Origin of the sequence: Alloyangia pacifica, assembly GCF_900116195.1 — a bacterium.
Taxonomy (GTDB): Bacteria; Pseudomonadota; Alphaproteobacteria; order Rhodobacterales; family Rhodobacteraceae; genus Salipiger; species Salipiger pacificus.
This window is the reverse complement of record NZ_FOZW01000015.1, coordinates 103,580-120,945: the sequence shown is the minus strand read 5'-3', so window position 1 is coordinate 120,945 and position 17,366 is coordinate 103,580. Positions and strand designations below refer to the sequence as shown.

Genomic DNA, 17,366 nt, shown 5'->3' with positions numbered 1-17,366 from the left:
GCTTGATTTCGCTTACGCTGCGACAGCTTTGCTTCCACCGGCCTCCGCCGCCGCGATCAGAAAATCCGCCGCCTTTTGCGCAGCGCTTGCTGCCCTGAAGATCGCGCGCTTGTCCTCTTTCAGCGCCTTGAGCCAGTCCTCAAGGTAGGAGGCCGCCTCCTCGATGGTCGGCTCGATGCCGATCTTTGCCCCGAGAAAGCAACTGCCGATCTCGGCAATGAGCTCCTCGCGCGCATAGTCGGCGTTGGTCGATCCGAGCTTGAAACGGTCCAGCCGCGAGCGATGGCCTGACCAGTGGATTCCTTCATGGCAGAGGGTTGCCGCGTGCGCCTCGGGAGAAATGAATGCCGAAACCGGCGGCATCTGGATACGGTCTTCCGAGGGAATGTAGCAGGCCCGGTCGCCACCATATGTGATCTTTGCGCCGATCGCGGCAAAGAACGCATCGACCGCCGGCAGGGCTTGCGTGCCAAGATCCTCCTGCACCTCTGGCACGCCATAATAGTGGTCGGGCAGACCCTCGATTTGGTCAGCATTAAAAACCCGGTAGGCGCGGGCATAGGGAATGGTCACCTCATCGCCCGCATCGTTCTCCCGCGCGATCGTACCGTATTTGACCACCGTGGAAGATTTCGAGCCCTTCCGCACATGCGCCCCCAGGTCCTTGGCCTGCCGGAACGTGAACCAATGCGCCGATGCAAACCCGTTCGATTGCGCCGCCAGCCAAAGCATCAGCACGTTGATCCCCCGATAGGGCTCGCCGCTGGACCGCAGGGGGAACTGACCGGCCTGACCACCGCCGGACCACGGTTGCCGCCACGGCGCGGTGCCTGCCTCCATTGCCTCGATGATCTGATCGGTGACGTGCTGGTAGATGTCGAAATCTGACTTTGCCATTTGTGGCCTCCTGTCTGGTGAGGCGGTCGGGCTTGGTGCCTGCGTCCCGCCGATGGGCTCGGCCTCGCCACTCTGATTTGGCGAAAACCATGTTTTCGGCGGAACAGAGTGGGGTGGGCGAAGCCCGGCCCACGGGCCTGAGCCGGACAGTCAAAGGATCGCAGACGGGGATGGTGCGGCCCGCAGGCCGAAGGCCGAGGACACGGTCCCCGGCGGAGACGACGCGCAGCGCGCGGCGCTTGTCTTTTGACTTTCCGGGGCAGGTCTGTTGGCGGACAATCTATTGGATCGTGCCAGGGCGGGGGTGAGCGGGCGCAGCCCGTCGATCCCCCGCCCTGACTTTCGAGATCATGCGAGACGCGCGCCTCGCGCGGCTCTCCATCTCTTTCATCCGAATGAAAATGCCCGACATTCCGCTGACTATCTGACCCCGCAACAGGCCGAGCATCGCGAGGGAAGACCGTCACCCGAAGGGACGAGACTTGCCCGCTGCATCGACCATGCCGGCGCGACTCGGCCGGGCTCGTAGAGACCGGACGCATCGCACTCGGCCGGCAGGGAGATCAGGGGGCAAGGCTCGGGGAGCGCGCCGGCAACGCCGGGGCGATCCTAGGGCCCGATCCTGGGTGTCCCTGGTCGCGGGCGACTGCACGCGACCAGGGACGGCCGGGAGTTGCCTAGGCCTCCGATCCGCGTGACAAAGAATTGCCGACGGGCCACACTTTCTCTAGCTCTATACGCATGACGCCCGGCTCCGAAAACGTGACCTGCTTTGCCGCCTATCGCGCGGAGAGGCTCCGTGCGCAAATTCGGCACCGTCTCTGGGAGCTCAGACAGCGCAACGGGTCCCGGTCCCGCCCTGAGATGAAGTCACTCGAGAACGAGCTGAGCACCATGTGCCTCCATCTCGCCAAGCTCAATGAGGCCCAGGAAACCCGGTAGTCGAGCCACACGCGCGGGCCAAACCCGCACCTTCTGCGCCGTGTCGATCTGCCATCACCACACTCGCCGAAGCGTGAGAGACTCCCCTCTCGCCGACAGGGGCAAGCACATGCCCCGCACCATATTGCACAAATCAGCATATTTTTGCATAAGATCGCAACTTGTGGAATCAACCTGCAGGCTGGCACATGGCCCTCACCCTTCCCGACGCGCGGCAAGGCGCACTCCGCGCGCGTCTGACACGCGGCCAGACGCTCGAGCTCTCCGCGCTTTCTCAGGAATTTTCGGTTTCGATTGACACCGTCCGTCGTGACCTGAAGACGCTCGAGGCAGAAGGTTTGGCGCGCTGCGTGCGCGGCGGGGCAATGCCCGTGAGCCGCCCTTCCGGCACTGCGCTGCAACGTATGGCATTGGCCGAGCCAGGCCACGAGGCCCTTGCATCAAGAGCTCTGCCGCTGATCGAAGATGGCATGGTTCTGCTGCTCGACGGTGGGGCAACGGTTCACGCGCTGGCTCAACTCCTGCCAAGCCTGCCGAACAGCCTTGTGGTTACCCCGGCTCCGGCGGTGGCGCTGGCCTGCCTTGCGGCGGGCATTGACACGCAGCTTGTCGGGGGACGGTTGTCGCCGAGCGGTGCGATTGCCGTCGGCCATGGCGCCGTCGCGGCGCTTTCCGACGTCGCGGCGGACATCGCTTTTCTCGGGGCCTGCAGTCTCGATCCGGCCTTTGGCCTGGGCGCCGATGATCTGAGTGAGGCCGAGGTGAAGTGCGCCATGGCCGCGGCAAGCCATGTGTCCATTGCCCTGGCCGGCGCGGATAAACTGGGGCGGCGCAGCCGCCACCGCGTTCTTAACTGCCAGGACCTCGACATGCTGATCACCGATGCCGGCCCGGAGAGCGTCACCCCATATAAAGAGCAAGGGATCGAAATCTGTCATGCCTGAGCTCAGAACCCCCTGGCGTGCGGTAGCCGCCGCTTTTGCCCTGAATGGCGTTCTGCTCGGATGCTGGGCCTCGCGCATTCCCGCCTTCGTCGATCGACTTGGGCTCGACGAGCGTACGCTCGGCAGCCTCCTGCTGGTCATGGGAGCCGGGGCTCTGACCTCGTTTCCGCTCGCCGGGCGGCTCTCCGACCGGTTCGGTGCGGTCCGGCTGACGCGCTGGATAGCGCTGGCCTACCTCGGGTCGGTGATCTTCCTGGGGATGTCGCAGTCGCTAGTCGTGCTCGCCTCTGCGCTCTTTTTCTTCGGAATGTGCCACGGCTCGATGGATGTTGCGATGAACAGCTGGGCCAGCGAGGTCGAGCGACATATGAAGCGCTCGGTCATGTCGTCCTTCCATGCCATGTGGAGTCTCGGCGCAGGGCTCGGCGCGGCCGGTGGTTATCTGGCGACCCTCGCGGGCGCCTCGACCGGGGTGCATTTTGCGCTGGCCGCGCTGCTCTCTGCGGCGCTCTTCGGGCCGTTCCTGCGCCTGCCATGGCAATCGCAGATGCGTTTGGCGCAGGCGGGCGAGCCCCGCGCGCCGATCTTCGCGGTGCCGCGCGGATCGCTGCTCCTGGTGGCGGTCATGGCTTTGGCGGCGGGCTTGGGCGAAGGCGCGGCGGTGGATTGGAGCGCGGTCTTCTTGACCGACACGCTGGGCACGCCCGAAGCCCAGGCGACATTCGGCTACGCGGCGTTTTCCATCACGATGGTCATCATGCGGCTGACCATCGGCAGCTTCATCACCCGCTTCGGCGCAACCACGGTCGCGCGTGGCAGCGGGCTTCTTGCCGCGGCGGGCTACGCGATCTGCGCCGGCACCGACGCGCTGCCGATCGCTCTCGCTGGGTTCACCTTGATGGGCATGGGCTATGCCGCGGTGATCCCCATGGCTTTTTCCCGCGCCGCCAATGACCCCGTGGTGCCCGCTGGGCAGGCCATCGCCTCGGTCGCAACGCTGGGCTATGGCGCCATGCTCTTCGGACCGCCGCTGATCGGTTTCATCGCGCATGCGACCTCGCTGCGGGTACCCTTCGCCATGGTCGGCGGCGCGGCGCTTCTGATCGCGATCTGCGCCGGAGCGCTTAGCACGACCCGGAACTCCCCGGATGCTCTGCCTGAAGAAGGTGGCCGGGCCTGAAGAGGTTGGCGGACGCACTGCTCGGTCCTCGCACACATTCCTCGACAGGATCGGCAGAAATCTCAATGAGGGACCTTGGATCCGGACCTCAGTCGCTGCACGACCTACGTCCGGCCGACAACAATGCGAGCTCGGCGCAATGTGCGCGTGTCTCGCCAACCTCTTTGATGCGCAATCGGCCAAGTGTCAGGCAAACCGAGCGCCTCGTCGCGCCTCATGAACCAATGACGGTCTCCACGCGCCGCCGCTGTCAAACCGGTGCAGAGGCCGTACCGACTGGCTTTGAGGGTGCCGCTTCGGGATACTGCGCCTTCGCCGCTTCCGACACGGCCGCGGTGGCCTCGTCAGTCGCCTCAGCTGTCAACTCCCTCATCGCTGTCCCGCAGCCCTTCATGACCTCGGCAAGTGCAGCGGCCATGTCCTGAGCGAGTTGGGCCTGTGCCTGCGAAAACTCCGCAATCGCTGGACCATATTCGGACCGTTCCCGGACTTCGGACAAAGTCCTAAGATTGCTCAACGCCTTCTTGGTCGACGATGCGAAAACATCCGTCGACAGAGATGCGGCTTCCAGCGCGATGCTCGCGAACTCCGAGAAAGCGGCGAAGCCGGACGTGACAGCTTCTGCGTCATAGGGCGCCGACATGCTGTATGGAGCCTTTCCGAAGGCCGCTTGGGTTCCCATGCTGAACTCCTCGAATGCGGGGTAAGGGAATGGCAATGAGTGTGTTCGCTGTGCTGCGGCATAGCAAGAGATTCCATAGACGGCGCTCAAATGTCAGGGCTGAGTGGCGAGTACTCGCCGGTAAGCATCTCCTGGCGCTGCGGCAATCGCGCAGGCCGCGAACGGAGATGCCCGGAAATTGAGCACTGCAGGTTGGGCCTTTGCACGCAAAGAACATCAAGGCTCCCATCCACGTAGTTGCCCACCGCAAATGTGGATAACTCCGCGCACCGGTCGGTTTCACGCAGTGACGCAATGGCGGCCACTTGATGGGCAACGCTCAGGGCCGCCCTCTCAACTCTTCAGCGCGATGCGCGCCAGATCGGCGCGCTCGAGCTGACCAAGAAGCCGCTGCCGCAGCGCGGCTACGCCATCCTCCCTCAGGTCATCGTTGAAATCCCCGAGGCGGGGCTCGAGCACTGAAACCGAGATGCCTGCGTCCCTGGCCCGCGCGCTCAGCTTGTCTGCCGCAGCCTGCCCGGCATCGTCGAGATCTCGCGCGATGTAGAGCTGGCGGATCCCTTCGGGCAGGTCGACGGCGCCAAGGTGCGCAGCAGAAAGCGCAGCCCAGACCGGAAGACCCGGAAGGGCCTCGCGGAGCGACAGCATGGTCTCGAGACCTTCGCCGATCGCAAGGCACTCGCCTGGGGCGTCGATCTTCACGGCATTGCCGAGAAGTTCCCCCATGGCCCGGCGTTGCACCTCGACGGGTGCCTTGTCCGACCCATCCTCTGCCAGCCAGGTGCGATGTACGCCGCGAAGGCGCCCTGCCCTGTCGGTCACCGCCGCGATCAGCGCGGGACGCGACTTGGACCCGGCCTCGTCATAATCTCGATGCCAGCAGCGCGGATGAAAGCGCAGCGCCGAAACGGACGCTGCGCGAGTGATGCCACGGCGCTGGAGGTAGGTTTCTGCGAGACTCCCGGAAAGTGGAACCGACCCATCATAGAGACGCTTTGCGGATGTCCGTTTGCCGGATAGGCTCTTGCGCGTTCGAGGCGTGCTCGGATGCGCCACCGGCATGGGGCGCCCGAGATGTGCACGGACCTCCACCAGCAGATCGGGGAACCGGGCGATCCCGGTCCGCGCCTTGATGATGTCGAGCAGGTCGCCGTATTCGCCGGTCGCACCATCGGTCCAGCGGCCGCGGGCGCCCTTGCCTTCATCGGGACCGGTGAGGCGCACGTAAAGCGAGCGTCCGGGCGTGTTCTGCAGGTCGCCAACCAGCCAGTACCTGCCTTCGCGCCGCCCGGCGGAGAGATAGTGCCGGCACACGCTTTCGGCATTCTGTGCCAGCTCGCGAAGCAGCTCCTGAGTTTCAGTATTCATGGCAAAATCAACCTTTGCGTGTAGGTATTCCCCGAGCGATCTGGATATGCAAGTCTCTGAGGGGACGCTAAAATCTGGCGCCGCGGAATTCCGCTGACCCCTACGGCCTCAGCGCCAAGCAGAGGCCGTGGTCGACACGTGTGTGGGGCCATGCGAGATCGCGGACATTCGACGCCTTGTTCGCGCTGAAGGATTCAGGCAGGTCTGCCTCAGCCTTATCGGGGCTGAGGCGAAGGGCTCAGACGGCCCCGTGCTGGATCAGGAAGCGGCGTCCGATGCCAAAGCGATCGCCCTTCCTGAGAAGCGTCCAGGCCTCGACCAAGAGACGCGCCTTCATTTCAGAACCCATGATCAATACTCGCTCGGAAAGAGCCGGGTCAGCACGCGGCGCGTTTGCGCATCGTCCAAGGGATCTTCGGCGCCATAGGCGTAGTCCGCATCGAAGATATCAATCTTCCACCAGACCACCTTGCCCGCGATGGTGACCGCGCCGAAGGTGTGATCCCCATAGGGGTCATTGTCCTCGGTGAACTCCGCAAACGCGGCCACCGCGATCTGGGCGCGGGTCACGAAGTCCAGACCTTCTTCGGCGACACCCCGGGTGCAAAGGACTCTACCCTGATGGACCGGATGTCCGCCCCGGATAATCGCGGCGCGGATTGCGTCATTTGCCGCCGCCACCTGCCGGACGATCACCTCGGGATCGTTGCCCGCTTGCTCTTGGGATACACTGTGCTCTTCAGCCATATCGGCCTCCTATCTTCTGAGGCGGTTCGGGCTTGGTGCCTGCGTCCCGCCGATGGGCTCGGCCTCGCCACTCTGATTTGGCGAAAACCATGTTTTCGGCGGAACAGAGTGGGGTGAGCGAAGCCCGGCCCACGGGCCTGAGCCGGACAGTCAAAGGATCGAAGACGGGGATGGTGCGGCCCGCAGGCCGAAGGCCGAGGACACGGTCCCCGGCGGAGACGACGCGCAGCGCGCGGCGCTTGTCTTTTGACTTTCCGGGGCAGGTCTGTTGGCGGACAATTTATTGGATGGTGCCAGGGCGGGGGTGAGCGGGCGCAGCCCGTCGACCCCCTGCCCTGACTTTCGAGATCATGCGAGACGCGCGCCCCGCGCGGCTCTCAACTCAGATCCCCTCGGGACCGATGGGCGCCACCCTGTCCATCAGTCGTTCGAGATCTTCCGGGCGATACTTCGCAAGCACAGCACCAGAACCATAGACCTGAAAACCGCGGCCATCCGGTCCGCGATCTTCCCCGGGATTCCCGAAAGGCATGCCGCGCTCGGGCTTGGTCGCGCCGAGCGCTCGCAACTCAGCGGTTCGCCGACACCGCCGAGCGAGCAGAACATTGGGGTTGAAAAAGCCCACATAGATGCGAACTATTGTGATCTATTATGAAAGAGGGTTCGCCATGTCTCGACTGACCATCTCGATGCCCGCCCAGATGAATGAGTGGGTAGAGGCCCAGATCAGCACCGGCCGCTATGGCAACGTCAGCGAGTATTTCCGCGATCTCGTTCGCCGCGACCAGGAACGCAGGGAAGCCGCGATTAACGAGCTTCGCGCGCTGCTTGATCGTGCAGAAGAAAGCGGCGTGAGTGATCGCTCCGTCGCTGAAGTCCTCGAAGCTGCACGACAAGAAGCCCGCCAAAAAGGCCTCCTGCGTGGCGACAACTGAACTATCAAGGTCGGCAGAGCGGGACCTTATCGATATCTATCTCCATGGGGTCGAACACTTCGGCGCTGCTCAAGCTGATCGCTACGCAAAGAGCCTCGCCGCGAAAATCGCGACGGCGGCAGACAATCCGAGTTTCGCTGTAGACTACAGTTCTTTAATTGATCCCCTGCGCTCGTTCAATTTGTCGTTCCGGTCGGCCGCCTGCAAGGTTCTTTCCGAAGTCATCCGCGAAGGAGCTTCATCTCGGCGTTCAAGGCTCGGACGTCCCCAGGTGATATGCGCAGTATCCGCTTGGGTCCGCAGGTAGATCTCACGGGATCGATCCGTTGCCTGCCGCTTTGGCCGACGCGGCAACTGTGTGGCGCGTCTTGTCGGGTCAGGTCTCGGACATTTTCATGCCTCCCGCTCCTCGAAGACACCGCCACTTGTCCAGATCGCGTGCATGATCACGGCCAGCTTGCGCGCCAGGGCGACGACGGCCTTCTTGTGGCTCGTTCGTTGCTTCAAAGCCGTGGCCCAGTTCTTGAGCGCCATTCCTCGTCCGGGTTTCACTCGGCAAAGCAGCGAGTTGGCTGCTTCGTACAGTATTGTCCGCAGCAATCGGTCCCCGCGTTTGGAGATGCGGCCGCCGTAGTCGATTGCACCGGACTGGTACCGTCTGGAGGTCAGCCCTGCATAGGCCCCCACCGAGCGCGATTTTGCGAAGCGCTCTGGCGCGTCGATCGTCGCCACGAAGGTTGCAGCCGTGACGGTCCCCACCCCGGGCACTGTCATCAGGCGCAGGCATGCGTCGGACCCTTTCACCTGCCGGACCAGTTCCTTGGTCAGCGCGGCGGCCTGTCGGAGGGATTCCGTGCGCACCGCCAGAAGGGGTAGAATGATTGGTGCCAATGCGTCGTGCCCCTCGAGAACCGCGCGGATGCGGCCCTCGTAGGTTCGTGGCTGTGTCGGAACGCGCAACCCGAAGCTGGCAAGCAGACCGCGGATGGTATTCTCCGCATTCGTACGAATGCTGATCGCCGCATCACGGGCGGCCAGCAGGGCCCGACGCTCCTGCGCCTGTCGGCTCTTGACCTCGACCTTCCGATAGAAGCCCGTCCGAGCGAGATCGGCCAGCATTGCTGCGTCGTTGGCATCTGTCTTGTTATGCATCTGGCCGAGCACTGCATGGGCCTGCCGGGCATCGACACACACCGCCGGCAGACCGCGCCTCTTCAGTTCATCGTAGAGCCAGTTCGCCATGCGGCCTGTCTCAAGGATGACGCATTCAAGTCCACCTAGAAAGCGGGCGAGCGCTGTAAAGATCGCATCCGGATCAGTCCTCGTCTCGCAAGCCATTTCCATGCTGCCAGCCGAGGCGCGCACGCAGATCGCGGTCTTTTCCTTCGAGACGTCCAGTCCGACGTAGTATCGTTCCATTTCCACTCTCCTCTTCCGTGGTTCCAGATAACCGCCAGAGAGCGCGGGGGATCAATTACTCCGAGTCATGTCCGCCGCGGGCTGCGCCGCTACGAAAGCGTGTTCCATGCTATACGACGTCGGACGGCATTTTCGTCCTGCGCATCCTCGATCGCCGCATGGACCCCGCCCGCCATTTGGCCTGACCAAGGTACCGCCGGTCCTTGGTCGTCGTAATGCTCGACGCGTGCTGGGCCCGTTAGCCCCGGCGTCGCGAAGTGTGCTGAAGTTCATTCGCCCGCCCCCTGCCCCCCAACTGACAGGATCAGTTGCCCTGTGTCGATCATCGGCGCGTCCGAGGCGATGAAATCGCCCAGGCCTGCGACTGCGTCCTCGGCATCCCGGCTACTTGGATATCGTCGCAAGGCGTCGTGCAAATCGTAGGCGGCCGCGCGGGCGTCTTCGTGCACGTCAGCCGTGACTTGGTTCCAGCAGTTGAGAAACTCTTCGACCTCACGGAAATACATCTCGAATTCGGCATGGATTTCATTGCCGGAGTATCCGGCGTCGTGGAGGTAGCTCGCCTCAGGCTTCACCGGCTCGATGCAGGTCTCGGCCTCCGCAGCAAGTGGCGCCAAGAACACCAAGGACAGAGCCAAATGGATTGGACGCGGCACGACTTCGCTCCTTCTGTAGCCACGGCGCTCGGTCACGCCGATCAACTCTTCAAATCATTTCGGCGCGGAATGCCGCGTCCGCCGCCACTGCACCTTCCAGGCGGCACTCTCCGGCGACACCTGCGTTCGGTCCGGGCTTCGCTCAAACATCTCGCCGATAGACCGAGCCTTGACCACCCGGTGGCCCCGAAACTTCTGTCAAACGAAGCCTGGATCGGGTTTCCCTGCGCACCTACAGCGTGACATCTGGTGCTTAGCTGTCAGCGGTTCAAGCGACTGGGGCGCGACAGAGTCCGCTCTCCCCTGGGCGAAGGACGCACCGCGGGTAAACAATCGCGGCAAAGCCGTAAACATGTAAGAAAATCAGAATTTTACATGTGACGCTGATTGGCGTCTTTTCGCCGATTCCCTCAACTCGAAGTTCAACTCAAAGATGATTTTTCCTAGAGATTACCCGTTCGCGCCGAAACCGGAAACCGAAAGCAGCCCGGGAACTACGTTGCAAACTGAATGCCTCGCGATGCCGTTTTGCGACGCACCACCAGCCATCCGCGTGCCCTTCGCGGTAGCCGAGGCGATGAGCCTATCCTGCCATGGTTTTCCTCCATGCGCGCGATCAGAAGAACCGGAAATAAAGGAGCAGATTATGGCTCAATTCTCAGGCCTCCCTAAAAGACGCGTTGCACAGATTCTACTTGGGAACGCTGTCCGCAAGTTCCTCAACATGGGGGGGCGACTACAGTATGACCCTCGAATGGAAGCCAAGACAAAGAGGACTCTGTGGTATGTGATCGGAGTTACCGGTGACGGTAAGACTGAACTGCCCGTGTACACGGTCGCTGGACAGCCCAAATGCTTCCGCACTGCCGACGCGATGATCCGATACCATTGTGAGATGTGCCCGGACGACCGAGAGCTGACGATCCGCCTGCCAAAAATGGCTTAGTCCAAGAATAGGATGATCTCGCCCTTCGCGCTCTCCTGCGCCAGGCGGGCAGGAGAGCCAAATGTTCGTGTGGCGCTGGAGAGTGCGAAGGGCGAGCGCACGGAAGCACCAACAGGCCCGCACCCTTCCCGTTTGCGGCCTTCACACAGAATCGAAAAAGGACTGTCGGGACGCTCTAGTGATGCGAGTTTACGTCACTTGCATGGCTGTGGATAACGCTATCGGCGTCGCCTGCAGGGCAGGAAAATATGGTTAAATCACTGATTAAAAATATAGAATCATCATATTACTGTCAGGTCGACTTATCGCTGCACCCCCACCCCCAACAGAAAATGGTGGAAATTCAGTGAGAAGGTGATAAGCAGGTCTCAATGATATAAGAACGTCGAGGGCAGCATGAGCGGTATTCGAGGCTCGCAGAGGCTGGAGAACTACGCTTCCAAGCTCATTAAGAGCTTGCAAGACCACACGGCCGAAATCTTCCCACCGGATGCGCAGAAGACGCTCCGTTCCTACTCAATGAAGGAAGTGGGCGACCTCATCGGCGTCAATCCCAACACATTCCGGCACTACATCAAGACCTATGCCGACCAGATGCCCACGGGCAAGCTGGTCAACGGCAATCGCCGGTATTTCACCGCCGAGGAGATGCAGGAGATCCGCGAGTTCCTATGGAAAGAAGGCCGGATCGGCATCAAGGAGTACCGTCGCCGCCAACCGGGCGAGGAGATGAAGGCAATCACAGTCTTCAACTTGAAGGGCGGGGTCAGCAAGACAAGTTCGACGGTCCACCTCGCGGAAATCCTTGCTCTCCGGGGGTATCGGGTGCTTGCGGTCGACCTCGACGCTCAGGCCTCTCTGACGAACCTTTTCGGCCTCACCCCCGAGGCCATGCCGGACATGCCGAGTTCCTATAACGTCATCAGCTACAAGAACCCGTTGCCAGTGCGCGATGTGATCCGGAAGACTTACTTCCCGGGCATAGACATCATCCCGGCGTCTATGGACATCATCGAGTTCGAGTATGAGACTGCTCTCTCCTTCCGCGATGGCGGCACCAGTTCTCCGTTCCACAGCAGGATGGCGGAGGGGCTCAGCCAAGTGCGCGATGACTATGACATTGTCCTCTTCGACACCCCGCCTCAGCTTTCATTCGCGGTGATCTCTGCCCTCTTCGCGTCGAGTGGGATGATCATTCCGCTCACCGCGTCGATGCTGGACGTGATGTCGCTATCGACCTTTATGACGATGGCGGCCGAGCTCATGGCCGTCGTCGAGGAGCAGGATCAAGATAAGACCTACGATTTCATCAGGTTCATGATCACCAGATATGAGACCGGTGACCAGCCTCAGCTGCAGGTGGCCTCTTTCATGCGCACCGTTCTTGGCGATGCGGTCATGAACAACGAATTCCTCAAATCCACTGCGATCGGCGATGCCGCGAACACCAAACAGCCGCTATTTGAGGTCGAGCCGCGAGACATCACCAAATCGACTTACGACCGGGTCATGGCCTCAATCTCTGGCATGGCTGACGAGGTCGAGGCAGACTTGCGTAAAGCATGGGGACGAACCTGATGGTACGCAAAAACGTCTTTTCGAGCACACTTCGTGAGGCCATGTCCGGCTCCAAACAAGAGCAGCAGGAACCGCGCGCAGACGAAACTATTTCGGAGCCCCCTGCCCCGCCAGCCGCCTCGGCTTCTCAGCGGGATCAGAAGCCCGCAGCAGCGAGCACGCCAGGCAAGCGGAGCAACCCCAACGTAGAGATCTTCAGGAAGTCATTCCAAGAACAGATGCTGCGTACAATGCAGGATGTTGATCCGGATCGGGTGGACAGCTCACGTTTCCAGGACCGGCTCGATGTTTCTGAAGAACTCGACGGACTTAAGGACTCGATCCGCGAAAACGGGCAGCAGGTGCCTGTCCTGTTGCGTCGGGTGGCGGGGGACCGGTTCGAAGTGGTCTATGGGCGACGGCGTATCATGGCGTGCCGCCAGCTCGGTATTGATGTTCGCGCAATGGTCGTGGACATCAGTGATGAAGACGCGCTGATCGCACAAGGACTTGAGAACGCGGCGCGCCTCGAAAACAGCTATATCGAGAAGGCTCTATTCGTGGCCCAGGTCACGGAAGCGGGTTACAGCCTCTCCACGATACAGAAGGCGCTCGACATCGATAAAACGCAGGCGTCGAAAATGCGCGGTGTCATCCGCGATGTCCCACGCGAGGTCATTGCCGCGATCGGGGCGGCACATGGCGCAGGTCGACGGCCGTGGGAAGAGTTGCGCAACGCGCTCTCGGGCGATGACGCTCCCGGTCAAGCCCGTCTCCTCAAGATGATTGACGAGGAGTTGCCAAGCCACGAGCGACTGAAAAAGCTACTAGTTTTGCTGCGGCAAGCACGACGTACCGAACACGCGGCCCCTGCCCCAGATGTGAAGATCGGCAACGGAAATTTCAAGCTCGATCGAACTCCGCGCTCACTCACCGTCAAGGCGCATCGCAACGCGCCAGAGGCTTTCCTACAGCATCTCGAAGAAAACCTCGACAGAATATATCAGGAGTGGCAGAATGAAAACGCCTAACTCATTGATTATGAACGACTTTGACCTGCATTCAGGGCTTCCTTTCCGACTTGGAAAGGACTTGGCGGCAGTTGTCCGAAAGGCAAATCCTTCATTGCATTGGCTATTGCCCACCGGGCAATAGCAGCTTTCGGAGAAGAAGAGCGCCCGGCTAGGCACCGGGTTGAGGTAAACGAGCAGAAAAAGGAGCAGACCCCAGCAAAAGAAAACCCCCCAAAGACAGTGTCTTCAGAGGGCTTCTGTTCTGTGTAGCAACTAACAGATACCCGAAATCAGATTCACTGACAACACCGATTTCGGTGAACGGGTAGCTTTTGCCGTCTGAAATGACATGAAATCCATAAAATCCGCGGCATTCAATGCCGGGGCGCGGGAGAACTGCGTCCAAAGCATGGGGCCGGTTTTCCGCCCGATCCGGCGCTGGTCCCTCTTCGACCTAGTCAAGGCCTCCGCAGAAGCGCTTGCGCTCAATCCAGGCGACCTAGTAGCTCTGCGAGCAATGCTAACCTTCCTTCCCTTGAAGGACAGCAACGGCACAGAAGTGCCCGCTACGCATGAAATGCTACTCATCTGCTATGCATCGAACGCCTCCATTTGCGAACGGACTGAAGGCATGGATGAAAGCAACCTAAGGCGACACATTCGCAAACTGGTAGACCGCGGACTCGTCCGCCGGAAAGATAGCGCGACCGGCAAGCGTTTCCCCCTAAAGAGTGCCGGCGTCGTAGTCGACGCCTTCGGAATAGACCTTCGACCTTTGTTCCAAGCTGCTGAGCATTTGCAGGGCATAGCCACCAAGATTAGAGAGGAAGAGCAGCTGCGACGGAACTTGCGCAGCGAAGCTTATTCCTTGCGCCGTCGCCTTCTCGATTTAGAGGTGCCTTTCGATACTTCCACCCAGAGCTTCCTCAATGGCCTCACCAACTTTCTTCGTCGGAAGAGCACAACCGTTCCTCAGATCGCGGCAGCCCGAGATCGACTGCTCAACCTGCTTAAAGCGCCCTGCCCCGCACGGCAGGATCACGCCACCTCTAAGACATGCGACCTGCACGCGGGCAACGCTAGACCGGTTGTCGAACACCTCAACAAAACAGAATGTTCAGGAGTCATGCCTCGAAAGGATGACACAAAAACCGGTGATTTGCCCGCCAGCGACGGACGAATTGCACGCCAAGTAGAGTCACAAACTTTGAGAAAAAAACATACACAGCTACGAAAGGCGAAGAACTCGCCTGCGGTAACCTACGCCGACTTGCTGAGAAGAAATCCTCATGCCGCAAGCTTCCTTCCCGAGGTGGAACCAAGTGACCTAGGCTTGGTCGAAGCTCTCTATAGATTAGGGGTAAGCCTTGGCATAAGGAACGCGCCATACACGGTAATTCTCCAACGCCTAGGTCTGCACAGACTCGTCGATATTTTCGACCAGATGATCACTCAGGTAGAGACAATCAGCAATCCCCAGCGCTACTTCGAAGTGGCCGTCGTGCAGAGTATGCCTACGGGCTATCCTTGATTTAACTCTGACCCGTGCCTGTCGGGGAAGCCATGGAGAGAACTGACGTAACCCTAAGTGTCCGTCTCGCTGAGTGTCCCGAAAGCCGTTCGGACGCAAAGCAACCCTTCGGCTTCAGTAGGACCGGACAAGTTGCGCTGATCGAGCGCTTATGTCGCCCTAACGCTGTGTGCCAATGTCAGAAGACTGACTTTCAGCATGCAGTATCTTAGTTTCACAGACACTTAGTTTTGGACTGATTTGCGTGGCTGAGAGTGCCATCTGCCACTTCAGGAAAAGTTCTACACGCCTTTAGAGCCACGCCGGCCATTGGTCTTAAAGGTAGGAGACTGGCTTAGGTGCGCCCATCTGAGTTCGGGAATATCGTAGCTATTGCCCACTGGGCAATAGGCAATAAAAGCGAGGAACTGTAGGGCGGCCGACTGAGGAAACTTCCTGTCGGATAGCACTCTCAGACAGGAGGTTGCGGTTACCGATCAGCCAAACAGTCTTGGTTCTCACTGAACTCCAAACCACACGTTTAAATCAGGTGACACTCTCCTTAAGACCCTGCAAGCGCTCAGTACGCACACGAAAAAGCCCTATTGCCCGGTGGGCAATAGCTTGAAGGATCAAGAAGCTTGGCTTTGATATGTTTTGGCCCTTTCGAAGTCCCCTACCGTTGATTGATAACGGCGGCGGCATGTTGAGCTTCGTCCGAATGAAACCCAACCAAATCGCAGGCTCAGGATGTACTTCGGGGAACCCATTGGATACGACGTCGATTTTGCTCCCGCTGGGGGCGTCATACGTCCGTGCCTGAACCAATCCCGAGAAGCTCGATAACTGTAGCTTGGTGACAATCTCGGAACTCGTGAAGTGTGCCCTAACGTCTCAAAAAAGCCACCTGCTGTGACAGGTCAGTGCCGTCTGGAAAATATGAATTCAGCCAAAAAGCGCTGTCGGCCGGAAGTTAGCCTTTGCCCGGTGGGCAATAGCACCCGGCTCTCCTAGCGCCGGTTCTCAGCCCTAGCTGGCTACGTGTTCGCTTAACCAAGAATGGTACGCAGCGCCGTGCTTCGAGATCGAGTTACATCTAAGCTATTTCTCCAAGAACTCTTGGTACCTCCTAGTCGATTGGTTTCCAGTTCGGATACCAAAGCCTTGTGCTCACTAGCCACCAACGAGAACAGTGGGCACGAAAGACAATAGGTTCAAAGCGCGCCCCGCGAGCCGTGAAACAAGCTGCGGTCAGGTCTAAGCTGATTGCAGAGGACCACAACTCCGTCACTTGCGCGTTCTCTGCGGACGTCCGATCTCTGCCAAAGCTCTGACTAGGTCCAGGTCTCCACGGCGGAAATCTCGTAGCATACCTTCGAGAACCCCCGCAGGACACGCATCAGCTCGCGCACGCTCGGAATGCTTTGCATCGGCGATGAGCACACAAATTGCAGCACTCGCAGATCCCATCGCACCGCGGAGTTCCCTCCACATAGCCGGATGCGCACCCATCTCCGGGAGCCTGTTCTGAGCCGAGACGACGAAATCGTAGAACACAAGCTGCCGCTGTCCGTAGCGGCGCATATCCAGGTGAAGCTGCATTTCCTGAGAGCATAGCGCGTATAGGCGTTCCGGCCCTAGTGATCCAAGAAACGTCGCCTGACGTTCTCCTGCCTGCCCGCGGCTCAACAGCTCTCCTTCAGCCCCGGCCTCCTTCGGATGTTTGTCCTGGTCGCTGTAGCTCCGATCCCCCAGCTCGATATCATCGGTATGCCGTGCGTCATCCACCGCTTTGGCCGAAACTCGACTAACGCCTTGAGTAGGATCTTGGGTCATATCTTGTATTAAGGGCCGCTCGTTTTCGCAGGCCCGACCGCTTGATGTTGGCGCCTCACTCAGAGTGGCTGCAATCTTTCGGCACAGAGCGGCAGCTTCCGCTTCGTGCAGGGTCAACTCTTCCACCGACATGCGATGCAACTTGGCGGCCGAAGGCCACGCATCGAGCTCGGCCCGAAGGGTCGGAGTGATCTCGTCACCTCGGGTCCAGTCAGCAAGCTCCGCTAGGAGCATCAGCGCGCGCCGCTTGTGGGCGCTGCGCAGTCCGCGAAGTTGCCCGTGGGCCCTGCGCGTCTTCTCGAGCGCATCTCGGAGTCCAAGGAACTCTTGCACGCGGGCAATACCGCGACCGAAGAAGACACCGCAGCCGGCGAACCCGGATCGCGCGCCGTTTGCCATGGTCCGCTTCTCGATGAGGCCAGCGCGCTCCAGGACTTGCTCATGGGCACGGATGCGGCAGGGGGAGACCCCGCGCTTTCGCGCGAGCTCGGTCTGACTGAGGTAGCAGCACGGCTCCTCTGCGCCGGTCTTGAAGGATCGTGGGCGCGTGGCACCGATCATCGCACGGAAGGTCATCATGGCGGCAGCCCCAATGCCGACGGCACTGGCGATGGCATCGACGAGGTTGACGAAACCGTCGCGCTCCATGCCACTGGGGAGTGTGGGGAAGGGGCCATGTTGTCGGCCATGGCTCCATTGTTGCATCACTGTCATTCTGCTCGGTCCTTCTTCTT

At 60.5% G+C, this 17,366-nt stretch carries 14 protein-coding genes; 7 read left to right on the top strand and 7 right to left on the bottom strand.

All coding sequences use genetic code 11. The annotated features are described in order from the left end of the window. Positions 1–12 precede the first annotated feature (12 nt). Positions 13–897 carry an ArdC family protein gene (locus BM397_RS24945; protein WP_092430625.1) on the bottom strand — a complete coding sequence of 295 codons (885 nt, stop codon included), beginning with the start codon at positions 895–897 and terminating at the stop codon, positions 13–15. A gap of 1,130 nt (positions 898–2,027) precedes the next feature. Between BM397_RS24945 and BM397_RS24935 the strand changes: the two genes are divergently transcribed. Both BM397_RS24935 and BM397_RS24930 read left to right on the top strand, forming a co-directional pair. Then, complete coding sequence (locus tag BM397_RS24935; RefSeq protein WP_092430629.1) at positions 2,028–2,783, top strand: DeoR/GlpR family DNA-binding transcription regulator; 756 nt, start codon at positions 2,028–2,030, stop codon at positions 2,781–2,783. Next, positions 2,776–3,963, top strand: coding sequence for an MFS transporter (locus BM397_RS24930; RefSeq protein ID WP_092430631.1), 1,188 nt, complete (start codon positions 2,776–2,778; stop codon positions 3,961–3,963). Before BM397_RS24935 ends, BM397_RS24930 begins: the two co-directional genes overlap by 8 nt. A 250-nt stretch (positions 3,964–4,213) precedes the next feature. Here the strand turns inward: BM397_RS24930 and BM397_RS24925 are convergent, their stop codons facing one another. From BM397_RS24925 to BM397_RS24915, 3 genes are all read right to left on the bottom strand, one after another. Continuing rightward, positions 4,214–4,645, bottom strand: coding sequence for a hypothetical protein (locus BM397_RS24925; protein ID WP_092430633.1), 432 nt, complete (start codon positions 4,643–4,645; stop codon positions 4,214–4,216). Between the two features lie 333 nt (positions 4,646–4,978). Next, a complete protein-coding gene (locus tag BM397_RS24920) occupies positions 4,979–6,013 on the bottom strand; it encodes a DUF7146 domain-containing protein (RefSeq protein WP_092430635.1) in 1,035 nt (344 codons plus the stop codon). Positions 6,014–6,364: 351 nt separating this feature from the next. Then, entirely contained in the window at positions 6,365–6,760 is a 396-nt protein-coding gene (locus BM397_RS24915) for a DUF3768 domain-containing protein (RefSeq protein ID WP_092430637.1), read from the bottom strand. A gap of 668 nt (positions 6,761–7,428) precedes the next feature. Between BM397_RS24915 and BM397_RS24910 the strand changes: the two genes are divergently transcribed. Further along, positions 7,429–7,695 carry a type II toxin-antitoxin system ParD family antitoxin gene (locus BM397_RS24910; protein ID WP_092430719.1) on the top strand — a complete coding sequence of 89 codons (267 nt, stop codon included), beginning with the start codon at positions 7,429–7,431 and terminating at the stop codon, positions 7,693–7,695. Then, complete coding sequence (locus tag BM397_RS30015) at positions 7,616–8,002, top strand: type II toxin-antitoxin system RelE/ParE family toxin (protein ID WP_369678444.1); 387 nt, start codon at positions 7,616–7,618, stop codon at positions 8,000–8,002. Before BM397_RS24910 ends, BM397_RS30015 begins: the two co-directional genes overlap by 80 nt. An 86-nt stretch (positions 8,003–8,088) precedes the next feature. Here BM397_RS30015 and BM397_RS24900 read toward each other — a convergent pair whose 3' ends face one another. Both BM397_RS24900 and BM397_RS24895 read right to left on the bottom strand, forming a co-directional pair. After that, on the bottom strand, positions 8,089–9,114 hold the full coding sequence (locus BM397_RS24900) for an IS110 family RNA-guided transposase (protein ID WP_092430641.1): 1,026 nt from the start codon (positions 9,112–9,114) through the stop codon (positions 8,089–8,091). 269 nt (positions 9,115–9,383) lie between these two features. Next, a complete protein-coding gene (locus BM397_RS24895) occupies positions 9,384–9,806 on the bottom strand; it encodes a hypothetical protein (protein WP_143187077.1) in 423 nt (140 codons plus the stop codon). Between the two features lie 1,306 nt (positions 9,807–11,112). On the opposite strand from BM397_RS24895, the gene repA reads away from it, so the two are divergent. The 3 genes from repA (at position 11,113) to BM397_RS24875 (ending at position 14,817) form a co-directional block, all read left to right on the top strand. Continuing rightward, positions 11,113–12,294 carry a plasmid partitioning protein RepA gene (gene repA / locus BM397_RS24885; RefSeq protein ID WP_092430647.1) on the top strand — a complete coding sequence of 394 codons (1,182 nt, stop codon included), beginning with the start codon at positions 11,113–11,115 and terminating at the stop codon, positions 12,292–12,294. Next, complete coding sequence (repB, locus tag BM397_RS24880) at positions 12,294–13,304, top strand: plasmid partitioning protein RepB (protein WP_176806936.1); 1,011 nt, start codon at positions 12,294–12,296, stop codon at positions 13,302–13,304. The genes repA and repB overlap by 1 nt, the downstream gene beginning before the upstream one ends. A gap of 331 nt (positions 13,305–13,635) precedes the next feature. After that, positions 13,636–14,817 (top strand): helix-turn-helix domain-containing protein, encoded by a 1,182-nt coding sequence (locus BM397_RS24875; RefSeq protein ID WP_092430651.1) that lies wholly within the window; start codon positions 13,636–13,638, stop codon positions 14,815–14,817. 1,266 nt (positions 14,818–16,083) lie between these two features. Here the strand turns inward: BM397_RS24875 and BM397_RS24870 are convergent. Continuing rightward, positions 16,084–17,346, bottom strand: coding sequence for a helix-turn-helix domain-containing protein (locus tag BM397_RS24870; protein ID WP_092430653.1), 1,263 nt, complete (start codon positions 17,344–17,346; stop codon positions 16,084–16,086). Positions 17,347–17,366 lie beyond the last annotated feature (20 nt).